The sequence below is a fragment of the Stenotrophomonas sp. SPM genome, assembly GCF_003105135.1.
Classification (GTDB): domain Bacteria; phylum Pseudomonadota; class Gammaproteobacteria; order Xanthomonadales; family Xanthomonadaceae; genus Stenotrophomonas.
In genome coordinates this window covers 1-11,961 of the sequence record NZ_QETL01000010.1, presented here as the reverse complement: position 1 = coordinate 11,961, position 11,961 = coordinate 1, and the positions used below count along the sequence as shown (strand labels likewise).

Genomic DNA, 11,961 nt, shown 5'->3' with positions numbered 1-11,961 from the left:
CGCCACCGCTCCCCGCAGACATGCCACTGACTGACCTCCTGGCGGCCGTGCAGACCCAGCTCTGCACGGCCACCGACCGCGACAGCGTCCTGCAGGCCGCCGCCGGGTTGCTGGCCTGCCGCCAGGCCAACGCCGAACAGATCTACCTCAACCTGTGCCAGCGCGAAGCCCTGGGCAGTACGGTGATCGGTTGCGGCATCGCCATTCCCCACGGCCGGGCCCCTGCCCTGGACCGTCCCCGCGGCGCCCTGCTGCGGTTGCAGACCCCGGTCGATTTCGGCGGCGATGAACCGGTGGACCTGGTGTTCGCCATGGCCGTCCCCGCCCATTACACCCACCAGCACCTGATGCTGCTGTCCGAACTGGCCGAACTGTTCTCGACGCCGTCGATCCGCGACGCCCTGCGCGCGGCCGGCGACGCAGGGGAACTCCGCGAGGCCCTGGACCTTCCTCCATCGGCGAGCGCCGCATGAATACCAGCATCACCGCACGCGAACTGTTCGACCAGCAGCGCGAGCGGCTGGGCCTGCGCTGGGCCGCCGGCAAGGCCGGCGAGAAACGCGAGCTGGAAGCCGGCAACACGGTCTCCCGCCGCCCCTCGCTGGCTGGCTACCTCAATGCGATCTATCCCAACAAGGTGCAGATCCTCGGGACCGAGGAACTGTCCTGGCTGGACGCGCTGGAACCGCGCCAGCGCTGGGAGACCATCGAGAAGATCATGCAGTCGCACCCGCTGGCACTGGTGCTGACCCGCAACCAGCCCTGCCCGGAAGACCTGCGCGCGGCCGCCGATGAATCCGGCACGCCGCTGTGGCTGTCGCCCAAGCGTGGCCATGAACTGCTCAACCACCTGTCCTACCACCTGGCGCGCACGCTGGCGCCGCGGGTGATCCTGCATGGCGTGTTCATGGAGATCTACTCCATCGGCGTGCTGATCACCGGCGAGGCTGGGTCGGGCAAGAGCGAGCTGGCACTGGAACTGCTCAGCCGCGGCCACCGCCTGGTGGCCGACGATGCCCCCGAATTCACCCAGATCGCCCCCGACGTGCTCGATGGCACCTGCCCGGAACTGCTGCAGGATTTGCTGGAAGTGCGCGGCCTGGGCGTGCTGAACGTGCGCGAGATGTTCGGTGATACGGCGGTAAAGAAGAACAAGTACCTTCGGCTGATCGTCCACCTGACCAAGCCGATGACCGAACCCACCCCGCACGGTTACGAGCGCCTGACCGGCGATTCGGGCACCCGCCACGTGCTGGACCTGGACGTGCCGCTGATCACCCTGCCGGTGATGCCCGGCCGCAACCTGGCGGTCCTGACCGAGGCGGCCACCCGCCTGCACATTCTGCGTACCAAGGGTATCGACCCGGCGGCGATGTTCATCGCCCGCCACAGCAACCTGCTGGAACGGCGAACGCCCTGAGCCCCACCACCAAGAGCCTGTCCATGAGCACCCCCACCCCCACCGCCCCGACCCTGATCATCGTCAGCGGCCTGTCCGGCTCGGGTAAGTCCGTCGCCCTGAAGACCTTCGAGGACCAGGACTACTACTGTTCGGACAACCTGCCGATCCAGCTGCTGCCGGCTTTCGTCCGCAGCGTGCTGGAGAACCATGACGGTGGCGCGCCGCGCCGGCTGGCGGTGGGCATCGACGTCCGCGGCCAGGCCGACCTGAGCCAGCTGGGCGACTGGCGCACGCTGGCCACCGATGCCGGCGTGGAAACGAAGGTGCTGTACTTCGAGGCCAGCGACGAGACGATGCTCAAGCGCTATGCCGACACCCGTCGCCGGCACCCGCTGAGCCAGCTCGGCCTGTCGCTGCCCGAAGCCATCGCCCGCGAGCGCGAGCTGATCGCACCGCTGCGCCGCGAGGCCGACGTGGTGATCGACACCAGTGCATTGAACGTGCACCAGCTGCGCCGGCGCATCATCACCGAGTTCGCGATGGGCCACGCCACGCGCCTGTCGCTGCTGTTCGAATCGTTTGCCTACAAGCGCGGCGTGCCGGCCGAGGCCGACTTCGTGTTCGATGCGCGCGTGCTGCCCAACCCGCACTGGGACCCGGACCTGCGTGCACTCAGCGGCCGCGAGCCCGGCGTGCGTGACTACCTGGAAGCGCAGCCGGACGTGCAGCGCTACCTGACCCAGCTGATGGATTTCCTGGACACCTGGCTGCCCAAGCTGGGCGATGGCACGCGCAGCTACGTGACCGTGGCCTTCGGCTGCACCGGCGGCAAGCATCGCTCGGTGTACCTGGCCGAGCGCATGGCACGGCACGCCCGCGAGATGGGCTGGGATGACGTGGCCACGTACCACCGCGAACAGGATTGAGGGATGGGGTCGGATCCCTTTTTCAACGAAAAAGGGCTCTGACCCCGGCAACGCTGAATACGGGACACAGTGCCCCTCTCCTGCTGCTATCGCCAATTCACCTCGACCTGTTAACGTGCAGTAATGACCTGTGGCATTCTCCTCGTAACACATCCCGGGGTCGGGACCGCCCTGCTTGACGTGGCGACCCGGCTCCTGCGGCAATTGCCGCTGAAAACCGAAGCTTTCGAAGTACCGTTCGACGCAGACCTGGATGCCCTTCTCCCGCTCGCCTCGGCTGCTCTGCGCCGGGTCGATGGTGGCGAAGGCGTGCTGATCCTGACCGACCTGTACGGCGCCAGCCCCGCCAACCTTGCCGGGCAGCTGGCCCGGTTGGGGACCCCGGTTCGCCGGGTGTCGGCGCTGAGTCTGCCGATGTTGCTGCGGGTGATGAATTATCCGGAACAGGGACTGGATCAACTGCCCGCCACAGCCGCGGCGGGCACCCGTAATGGAGCGATAGTCGACGATGCTTGAACGAGAACTCACCGTGAGCAACCGCCTGGGCCTGCATGCCCGGGCCACCGCCAAGCTGGTGCAGACGCTGGCCCCATTCCGCTGCAACGTGACCATGGCCGCCAAGGGCCGTGAGATCAACGCCAAGAGCATCATGGGCGTAATGCTGCTGGCCGCCGCCCAGGGCACCCCGGTCACCATCCGCATCAACGGCGAGGATGAAGCCGCGGCGATGGATGCCGTGGTCGACCTGTTCGAGCGCCGCTTCGACGAGGACAGCTGAGCGTGCCACGCGCACGCGCCGGCCAACCTGCCACCGGCCAACGGCCGGTACAGCTGCTGGCCGGCCACGGCGCCGCACGCGGTTCGGCGATGGGACGGGCGCGGGTGCGCCTGCCGCACGCGCTTGAGGTCGCCGAACAACGCGTCGCGCCACACCAGGTGGAGGCCGAGCTGGCACGCCTGCACCGCGCACTGGATGCCGCACGCGCGGAAATGCATGACCTGCGCCAGCGCCTGCACGGTGCACTGAGCCACGATGTCGGCGAGTTCCTCGACCTGCACGCGCTGCTGCTGGACGACCCCGAACTGCTGTATGGCCTGGACGAACTGATCCGCAGCGGTCCCTACAGTGCCGGCTACGCGCTGCGCCTGCAGCGCGACCGCCTGGCCAAGGTCTTCGATGGCATGGACGATGCCTACCTGAAGAGCCGCATGGACGATCTGGACCATGTGATCGGCCGCATCCATGCCTTCCTGCAGCCCGACCGCCCGCCGGTGGTGAAGGGCCTGGCCGGCGAGATCCTGGTCTGCGACAACATCGCCCCGTCCGAGCTGGCCCAGCTGCAGGCGCAGGGTGTGGTCGGCATCGTCACCGCCGCCGGCAGCGCGCTGTCGCACAGCGCGATCCTTGCCCGCAGCCTGCACCTGCCGCTCATCGTCAACGTGCAGCAGGTGCTCAGCCGCATCGCCGACGGCGACGTGCTCATCATCGATGGTGCCGACGGCAGCATTACCGTCAACCCGCAAGCCGACAACCTGCGCGATTACCGCGTGCGCCTGAAGGAGCACGCGCGCGAGCAGCGCGAGCTTGGCCGCCTGCGCAGCAAACCCAGCCGTACCCGCGACCAGGTCGACATCGCCCTGCTGGCCAACGCCGAATCGCTGGAGGACGTGACCCAGGCGCATGCGCTGGGCGCGCAGGGGCTGGGCCTGTACCGCACCGAATTCCTGTTCCTGCAGCGCAACGAGCTGCCGGACGAAGAAGAACAGTTCCAGACCTACCGCGATGCCGCTCTGGGCATGAGCGGGCGACCGGTCACCATCCGCACCCTCGACCTGGGCGCGGACAAGGCCGACCGCACCGGGCTGACCCTTAGCAACGAGGAAAACCCGGCACTGGGCCTGCGCGGCGTGCGCCTGTCGCTGGCGCGGCCGAAGGTCTCCGACACCCAGATGCGCGCGATCCTGCGCGCGTCGGCCTACGGCAAGCTGCGCGTGCTGATCCCCATGGTCAGCACCCGCGAGGAACTGCTGGCGGTACGCCGGCGCATGCTCAAGCTGACCGAACAGCTGCGCGGCGAAGGCCACGTGGTGGCCGAGCACGTGTCGCTGGGCGCGATGATCGAAGTGCCCGCCGCTGCGCTGGCGCTGGAGAGCTTCATCGACCTGGTCGACTTCCTGTCGATCGGCACCAACGACCTGGTGCAGTACCTGCTGGCCGCCGACCGCAACAACGAGGCGCTGGGCGAGCTGTATTCGCCGCTGCACCCGGCGGTGCTGCGCCTGCTGCAGATGGTCATCGACACCGGCGCACGCCATCGCATCCCGGTGGCGGTGTGTGGCGAGATGGCCGGCGACGCGCGCATGACCCCGTTGCTGCTGGCACTGGGGTTGAGCGAGTTCAGCCTGCACCCGGGCACCCTGCTGGAAGTGCGTCGTGCGATCCGCGAGGCCGACCTGGCCACCTTGCGCGCGCGCGCGCCGAAGCTGCTGGCCGCGCGCGACCGCCGCGGCATCGAGCGCTGGCTGGCGCTGGTGGCCGAGACTCCCTGACTGCCGCGCTACACGCTCGCCGGGCACGGCCCGGCGGCTATGCGTTGAAACATCTGCTTGCGATAATGACGCGCTGAACACCCCTCTTGCCGCATCCTTGCCGGGATCGCGGCTTTTCTCTTCCCGCGGGAGCTGTGATGGCTGAAGCCGTACGCCACGACAAGACTGCACGCCAACTGCGGATGCTGTCCGATGCACTGGACAGCGGCCGGCTGGGGCCGGTGCGTCGGCTCGTCAACACGCTGGCGCCGGCCGAGATCGGCAACCTGCTCGAATCGCTGCCCCCGGGCAAGCGCGAAGTGGTGTGGGGGCTGGTCGATCCCGAGGACGATGGCGAGGTGCTGGTCCACGTCGGCGAGGAAGTGCGCGAGAGCCTGCTCGCGGACATGGACCCCGACGAAATCATCGCCGCGGTCGAAGACCTGGACATCGATGACCTGGCTGACCTGGTCGAGGACCTGCCCGATACGGTCATCGACGAGGTCCTCAAGTCGATGGACCGCGAGAACCGCGAGCGCCTGGAACAGGTGCTGTCGTATCCCGAGGACAGTGCCGGCCGACTGATGAACCCGGACGTGGTGACCGTGCGCGCCGACGTCAACGTCGACGTGGTGCTGCGCTACCTGCGCCTGCGTGGCGAACTTCCCGACCACACCGATCACCTGTTCGTGGTCAGCCGACGCCACCAGTACCTCGGCCGCGTGTCACTGGCCGCACTGGTCACCCACGAAGACACCACGCCGATCAACCGCCTGATCGACGACGAACAGCCAGCCATCGACGTCGGCGAGAGCGACCAGGAAGTCGCCCGGCAGTTCTCCGATCATGACTGGGTGTCCGCGCCGGTGGTGGACGACAACAACATCCTGCTCGGCCGCATCACCATCGATGACGTGGTGGACATCATCCGTTCGCAGGCCGAGCACCAGGCACTGGGCGCGGCCGGCCTTGACGAGGAAGAGGATCTGTTCTCGCCGATCAAGCGTGCCGTGCGCGGCCGTGTGGTCTGGCTGGGTATCAACCTGTGCACGGCGTTCCTCGCCGCCAGCGTGATCGGCCAGTTCGAACTGACCCTGCAGAAGGTGGTGGCGCTGGCAGTGCTGATGCCGATCGTCGCCGGCGTCGGCGGCAACGCGGCGGTGCAGGTGCTGACCCTGATGGTGCGCGGCATTGCGCTGGGCCAGGTGGGCCAGAGCAATGCGCGCATCCTGCTGTGGAAGGAAGCGCGCGTGGCGCTGATCAACGGCACGCTGATCGGCCTGCTGGTCGGGCTCATCGCGTTCGTGTGGTTCCACAGCATGCTGCTGTCACTGGTGATCACCCTGGCGCTGATCATCAACTTCCTGGCCGCGGCGCTGGCCGGCGTGCTGCTGCCGCTGCTGCTCAAGCGTATGAACGTGGATCCGGCTGTGGCGGGCACCGTGGTGGTGACTGCGGTGACCGACGTGATGGGCTTCTTCAGCTTCCTCGGCCTGGCCACCCTCATCCTGCTGCACTGATTCCCCGCATGGGGTCGGATCCCTGCGCAACAGGGCTCCGACCCCAGCTGCATGACCTTCCGGACGCCACCATGGCAACGACTATTGAAAACTACTTCCAGCCCGGCTGGCGCGAGCAGATGCATACCTGTGCCGCCTGCGAATGGAAAGGCAACGCGCGGGCGATGGTGATGGAGCTGGACGAGGATGCCACCGAGTACGATTGCCCGGTGTGCGAGAACCCGCTGCTGGTGGTGATGCACCCGGACATGGCGCAGGTGCAGGCCGCCGCTGCCGAGGGCAATGCCGAGGCGCAGGAGCAGCTGGACATCATCGCCAGTTTCCCGCGCCCGCAGTGACGCGCTGCACGATGCCCGGCGCACGCCGACGCACTACCATGAAAACGCTTCCAACCCTTGAGGAAACGTCATGGTCCGTCCTTTGCTGCGCTTGCTGCCGCTGCTGTCCCTGCTGATGCTGGCCGCCTGCGCCAGCACGCCCCACAGCGCGCGTGGCCACTTCGAATCCCGTGCGGTGAAGGTGGACGGGCAGACGGCCTACTATCAGGTCTTCATTCCGGCGGTGGCGGCACGCACGCCCGGCTCGCTGCCGGTGGTGCTGTTCCTGCATGGCTCGGGTGAGCGCGGTCGCGATGGCGTCAAGCAGACCCATGCCGGGCTGGGCCCGTACCTGCGCGAACATGCGACCGACTTCCCGGCGCTGGCGGTGTTCCCGCAGGTGCCCGGCGACGAGGAATGGAACGGCCACAACAACCGTGTGGCCGTGGCCGCGCTGGATGCAGCGATCGCTGAGTTCGGTGCCGACCCCGCGCGGCAGTACCTGACCGGCATGTCGATGGGCGGCTACGGCAGCTGGAACATCGCGCTGGACGAACCGCAGCGCTTTGCGGCCATCGTGCCGGTATGCGGTGCGGTGCTTGCTCCGCGCGCGGTACGCCCGACCCTGTTCGTCGAACAGGTGGCGCACGAAGCTGATCCCTATGCGGCGATCGCGCAGCGCCTGCGACAGACGCCGATCTGGATCTTCCACGGCGCGCAGGACGACGTGGTGCCCCCGGCCGACGACCGCCGCCTGCACGCTGCGTTCCAGGCAGCCGGCGCGCTCGACGTGCGCTATACCGAATACCCCGACGGCAACCACAACGCGTGGGACGCGACCTACGCCGACCCGGCGATGTGGGCATGGCTGTTCGCGCAGAAGCGCTGACGGCTCGACTACACCCCGGCTGATCCCATGCCACCATGGTAGATGCCAGCCTTGGTTGGCACGCAGGTGCCCGTGCTGCTCCGCGCACCGCCTTGGTAGATGCCAACCTCGGTTGGCACTGGCCTACCAGAAACAGCGTTGCTCCCTGATATTGCAGACAAGCTGGCCCGGCCATGCTTGTTCAATGCAGAATGTCCGCCTTCTTATCGGTCGCCATTCAAGCGTCGGCTTCTTCTACCTACTCACCACCGTCGTGGACGGCCGCACAAAGGTGTTCCAACGACGCTATGGCAGCGGTCGCTATCCGCGAGTTTCAGAGGCTCGATCAGGAAGGCTTCACCCGCTCCGTTGCCTACGTGGTCATGCCCGACCATATCCACTGGCTGGTCGAACTACGTGCAGGAACGCTTGAGAACGTGATGAAGCGTTTCAAGTCGCGGACCCGCCCAGCAGGTAAACCGATTGCTGGGACGGATCGGGCGCTTGTGGCAAGCCTGCTATCACGATCACGCGATCCGCTCTGATGAATCGCTGTTTCGTCACGCGATGTACGTGATGGGGAATCCGATCAGAGCATGAATGACCACGCAGCTTGGCGGGTATCCCCACGCGTGGTGCGAGTGGGACCTTGCGGGTTCGTGCGACCGGCAGAGATCGATCGTCACGGACCAGTAGTGCCAACCAAGGTTGGCATCTACCAGAGCATTTTGCCGACCCGAGCGGGCGATCAGCCCAGCAGGGTTTCCAGCACGGCCATGCGCACGGCGACGCCGTTGGCGACCTGGCGCAGCACCCACGACTGCGGGCCATCGGCCACGTCGTCGGTCACTTCCACGCCACGGTTGATCGGGCCCGGGTGCAGCACGGCTGCATCCTTGCCGGCGCGGGCCAGGCGTTCGGCATTCAGGCCGTACTGCGCGTGGTACTGCTCCAGCGACGGCACCAGGCCTTCTTCCATGCGCTCGCGCTGCAGGCGCAGCATCATCAGCGCGTCGACGCCTTCCAGCATCCCGTCGAAATCATCGCCGACCACGCAGTCCTTCAGGGTCTCGTCGTCGGGCAGCAGCGACTGCGGACCGCACACGCGGATCTCGCCCACGCCCAGCGTGCGCAGTGCATGCAGGTCGGTGCGGGCCACGCGCGAGTGCTTCACGTCGCCGACGATCACGACCTTCAGCTTGGAGAAATCCGGGCCCTTGGCCTGGCGCAGGGTCAGCATGTCCAGCAGGCCCTGGGTCGGGTGCGAGCTGCGGCCGTCGCCGGCATTGACCAGCGCGGTGCCCTCGCCGGCCGCTGCGGCCAGTGCGGCGACCGCGCCGTCATCGGGGTGGCGCACCACGAAGCCGCGCACGCCCATCGCTTCCAGGTTCTTCAGCGTGTCGCAGGCGGTTTCGCCCTTGCGCGTCGACGAGGTGGAGGCATCGAAGTTCAGCACGTCCGCGCCCAGGCGCTGCGCGGCCAGCTGGAACGAGCTGCGGGTGCGGGTGGAAGGTTCGAAGAACAGCGTGCACACCGCCGAGCCGGCCAGCACCTGGCGCTTGTTGCCGACGCGGCCGACGGCGGCATCGCGGATCTGCCCTGCCCGGTCGAGCAGCTGCAGCAGGGTTTCGCGCGGCAGGCCCTCAAGGGTCAGCAGGTGGCGCAGGCGTCCGGAAGCATCGAGTTGCTGGGCAGTCATGGCAGGAGTCGGCAGTCAGGGAATGGGGGTGGCGTCGTCGGGGGACGACAGCCAGCGGTCGATGATCACCGCCGCGGCCACGGCGTCGAGGGCGGCCGCATCACGGCGGCGCTTGCGCCCTTCGGCGCGCTCGACGGCGAAGCGGCGGGCGGCCTCGACCGAGCTGGAACGCTCGTCGATCATCGCCACCGGCAGCTTGAAACGTTCCCGCAGCTGGCGGGCGAAGCCCTGCGCGCGCTTGCGGTTGGGCTGGTCCTGGCCATCCAGGGTGAGCGGATCGCCCACCACCAGGCCGTCTGGCTTCCATTCCTTGAGCAGGCGCTCGATCGCGGCCCAGTCCGGGCCGTTGCCGTGCACATCGACCACGGCCACCGCGCGCGCATGCGCAGCGAAGGCACTGCCGATGGCCACGCCAATGCGTCGCGAGCCCACGTCGAACCCCAGCACGGTGCCATCGCGGCGGATGGCCGGGGCGGCAGGAACCGGGACGGGCGCGGCGGGCTCAGACATGGCCGCTGTAATCGGTCAGCCGGAACAGGTCCACGCCGATGCGCGAGGCCGCGCCCTGCCAGCGCTGCTCAAGCGGCAGCTGGAACACCAGCTCGGCATCGGCCGGCACGGTCAGCCAGCTGTTCTCGGCCAGTTCGCTTTCCAGCTGCCCTGCCCCCCAGCCGGCACAACCCAGGGTGACCACGGCATTGGCCGGCCCCTCACCGCGGGCCATCGCTTCGAGGATGTCGCGCGAGGTGGTCAGGTACAGCCCCTCGCTCACGCGCAGGCTGGAATCCCAGTCGCGCGCGTCGTCGTGGATGACGAAACCGCGCTCGGGATGCACCGGACCGCCGTTGAGGACCACGCGCGCCTGCAGCTCACCATCACCGGTGGTGATGTCCATCTGCGAAAGCACCTCGCCCAGCGTGTATTCGGAAGGCTGGTTGACCAGCACGCCCATGGCCCCGTTCTCGTCATGCTGGCAGATCAGTGCGACGCTGCGGGCAAAGGTCGCGTCGATCAGCGACGGCAGCGCGACGAGCAGGTGATCGGCAAGGGAGGTAGGCATTACAGACATGGCGCCATTCTAGCCGGTGGGCGCCTCCGGCGCCTGCACGCCGCGCATAATGGGACGCCCGCCCGCCAGGAGAACACCTTGTCCGGATACTGCCGCATCGCCCCGGGCCACCCGGTGCATGAGTTCTACCACGCCAATGAATACGGCTTCCCGCAGCGCGACGAGCGCGAGCTGTTCGAGCGGCTGGTGCTGGAAATCAACCAGGCCGGGCTGAGCTGGGAAACCATCCTGAAGAAGCGCGAGGGCTTCCGCGCGGCCTACGATGGCTTCGACGTGGACCGCGTGGCGGCCTATGCCGAGCAGGACATCGAGCGCCTGCTGTCCGACGCCGGCATCATCCGCAACCGTCTGAAGGTGCTGGCCGCCATCCACAACGCGCAGGTGATCCAGCAGCTGCGGGCCAGCCATGGCAGCTTCGCCGCGTGGCTGGACGCGCATCACCCGCGCAGCAAGGCCGACTGGGTGAAGCTGTTCAAGAAGACGTTCCGCTTCACCGGCGGCGAGATCACCGGCGAGTTCCTGATGAGCCTGGGCTACCTGCCCGGCGCGCATGCCGAGGATTGCCCGGTGCATGCGCAGCTGCTGAAGCTGGCCCCACCGTGGGTGCAGGCGGCGGGCCGCTGACGCACATCCGCAGCGGGTCCGGTAGCGCCGGGCCATGCCCGGCGAACGCCGTGTGTGGATTTACACGCCCATGTAACGGCCGGGGCGATGGTTGAACATCAGCACCAGGCTGAGCACCACCGCGCCGATGGCCGAGTACATCACCTTCGACGGCGACAGCACGAAGAACGCGGCCACCATCAGGCAGGCGTCGAAGGACATCTGCACCTTGCCGGCGCTCCAGCCGCGGGTGCGCTGCAGGTACACCGCCAGGATGCCGATACCGCCGAGGCTGGCGCGGTGGCGGATGAAGAACAGGATGCCCAGGCCGGACAGCGCGCCACCGACCAGCGCCGAGTACAGCGGCGCGATGTGCGCAAAATCAGCCCAGCGCGGCAGGATGTCGGTGAGCACGCCGCAGGCGGTGACCGCGGCAAAGGTCTTGAGAGTGAATTCCCAGCCCATGCGGCGCACGGCCACCCAGTAGAACGGCAGGTTGACCAGCACGAACACCAGGCCGAAGTTCCAGCCCATGGCGTAGTGCAGCAGGAAGGCCGCGCCGGCCATACCGCCGATCATCAGCCCGCCCTTGGCGAAGATGGCCAGGCCCAGCGAGGCCACCAGCGTGGCCAGGACCATGCCCTGCACGTCCTCGGCGACCGAGTGGCGCAGCGCTTTTTCGTCGGCGGGGGTGCCGGCGCTGTCCGGGGGCGGGGTCAGCGGACCGGCGGTGACGAGGTGGCCGTCAGCGTCGTCGCACGGCGCCGGGCCATGGGATTGGAGGGACATTCGGGTGGGGACCGCAGGTGGGGAGCGGTATTAGACACGATCCGGGTGACAGTTGCAGATGAAATCGTTCAGTTGGGTTGCCCGCGAACGGCGCAGCCCCTCGTGGCTGGGCGCGACTGCGTAGAGTCGAGCTTGCTCGACTGCGGGTATCCGCGCTTGGCCGGGCAGGGTGGGACCGCGGGACACGCCGTGAACCCATCCATGGGGGCTCGTAGGCGCCATCCATGGCGCCTGCGGTC

General features: G+C 67.8%; 15 protein-coding genes. 11 read left to right on the top strand and 4 right to left on the bottom strand.

All coding sequences use genetic code 11. The annotated features are described in order from the left end of the window. Window positions 1–20: 20 nt before the first annotated feature. The 10 genes from DCO49_RS04355 (at window position 21) to DCO49_RS04310 (ending at window position 8,107) form a co-directional block, all read left to right on the top strand. Entirely contained in the window at window positions 21–473 is a 453-nt protein-coding gene (locus DCO49_RS04355) for a PTS sugar transporter subunit IIA (RefSeq protein WP_116862976.1), read from the top strand. Beyond that, the gene (gene hprK / locus DCO49_RS04350) at window positions 470–1,420 is read left to right on the top strand and encodes an HPr(Ser) kinase/phosphatase (RefSeq protein WP_108764291.1); all 951 of its coding nucleotides are present in this window, start codon (window positions 470–472) and stop codon (window positions 1,418–1,420) included. Before DCO49_RS04355 ends, hprK begins: the two co-directional genes overlap by 4 nt. A 23-nt stretch (window positions 1,421–1,443) precedes the next feature. Continuing rightward, window positions 1,444–2,328, top strand: a complete 885-nt coding sequence (gene rapZ / locus DCO49_RS04345) for an RNase adapter RapZ (RefSeq protein ID WP_165835675.1) — start codon at window positions 1,444–1,446, stop codon at window positions 2,326–2,328. Window positions 2,329–2,451: 123 nt separating this feature from the next. Further along, window positions 2,452–2,844 (top strand): PTS fructose subfamily transporter subunit IIA, encoded by a 393-nt coding sequence (locus DCO49_RS04340; protein ID WP_010483657.1) that lies wholly within the window; start codon window positions 2,452–2,454, stop codon window positions 2,842–2,844. Continuing rightward, entirely contained in the window at window positions 2,837–3,106 is a 270-nt protein-coding gene (locus DCO49_RS04335) for an HPr family phosphocarrier protein (protein ID WP_079220894.1), read from the top strand. Before DCO49_RS04340 ends, DCO49_RS04335 begins: the two co-directional genes overlap by 8 nt. 2 nt (window positions 3,107–3,108) lie before the next feature. Beyond that, window positions 3,109–4,878 carry a phosphoenolpyruvate--protein phosphotransferase gene (gene ptsP / locus DCO49_RS04330; protein WP_116862975.1) on the top strand — a complete coding sequence of 590 codons (1,770 nt, stop codon included), beginning with the start codon at window positions 3,109–3,111 and terminating at the stop codon, window positions 4,876–4,878. 137 nt (window positions 4,879–5,015) lie between these two features. After that, window positions 5,016–6,377, top strand: coding sequence for a magnesium transporter (gene mgtE, locus DCO49_RS04325; protein WP_116862974.1), 1,362 nt, complete (start codon window positions 5,016–5,018; stop codon window positions 6,375–6,377). A gap of 71 nt (window positions 6,378–6,448) precedes the next feature. After that, on the top strand, window positions 6,449–6,715 hold the full coding sequence (locus DCO49_RS04320; RefSeq protein WP_116862973.1) for a hypothetical protein: 267 nt from the start codon (window positions 6,449–6,451) through the stop codon (window positions 6,713–6,715). A gap of 70 nt (window positions 6,716–6,785) precedes the next feature. Then, complete coding sequence (locus DCO49_RS04315; RefSeq protein WP_116862972.1) at window positions 6,786–7,583, top strand: prolyl oligopeptidase family serine peptidase; 798 nt, start codon at window positions 6,786–6,788, stop codon at window positions 7,581–7,583. A gap of 191 nt (window positions 7,584–7,774) precedes the next feature. Further along, on the top strand, window positions 7,775–8,107 hold the full coding sequence (locus DCO49_RS04310; protein ID WP_343126019.1) for a hypothetical protein: 333 nt from the start codon (window positions 7,775–7,777) through the stop codon (window positions 8,105–8,107). A 203-nt stretch (window positions 8,108–8,310) separates the two neighbouring features. On the opposite strand, the gene DCO49_RS04305 is transcribed toward DCO49_RS04310, so the two are convergent. Genes DCO49_RS04305 through DCO49_RS04295 form a run of 3 tightly spaced genes read right to left on the bottom strand, consistent with a single transcriptional unit; the run spans window position 8,311 to window position 10,330 of the window. Further along, a complete protein-coding gene (locus tag DCO49_RS04305) occupies window positions 8,311–9,261 on the bottom strand; it encodes an aspartate carbamoyltransferase catalytic subunit (protein WP_116862971.1) in 951 nt (316 codons plus the stop codon). Window positions 9,262–9,276: 15 nt separating this feature from the next. Then, window positions 9,277–9,771 (bottom strand): Holliday junction resolvase RuvX, encoded by a 495-nt coding sequence (ruvX, locus tag DCO49_RS04300; RefSeq protein WP_116862970.1) that lies wholly within the window; start codon window positions 9,769–9,771, stop codon window positions 9,277–9,279. Next, entirely contained in the window at window positions 9,764–10,330 is a 567-nt protein-coding gene (locus DCO49_RS04295; protein WP_116862969.1) for a YqgE/AlgH family protein, read from the bottom strand. The genes ruvX and DCO49_RS04295 overlap by 8 nt, the downstream gene beginning before the upstream one ends. 78 nt (window positions 10,331–10,408) lie before the next feature. On the opposite strand from DCO49_RS04295, the gene DCO49_RS04290 reads away from it, so the two are divergent. Next, the gene (locus tag DCO49_RS04290; RefSeq protein WP_116862968.1) at window positions 10,409–10,954 is read left to right on the top strand and encodes a DNA-3-methyladenine glycosylase I; all 546 of its coding nucleotides are present in this window, start codon (window positions 10,409–10,411) and stop codon (window positions 10,952–10,954) included. Window positions 10,955–11,014: 60 nt separating this feature from the next. On the opposite strand, the gene DCO49_RS04285 is transcribed toward DCO49_RS04290, so the two are convergent. Beyond that, window positions 11,015–11,722 carry a YitT family protein gene (locus tag DCO49_RS04285; RefSeq protein ID WP_108768023.1) on the bottom strand — a complete coding sequence of 236 codons (708 nt, stop codon included), beginning with the start codon at window positions 11,720–11,722 and terminating at the stop codon, window positions 11,015–11,017. Window positions 11,723–11,961 lie beyond the last annotated feature (239 nt).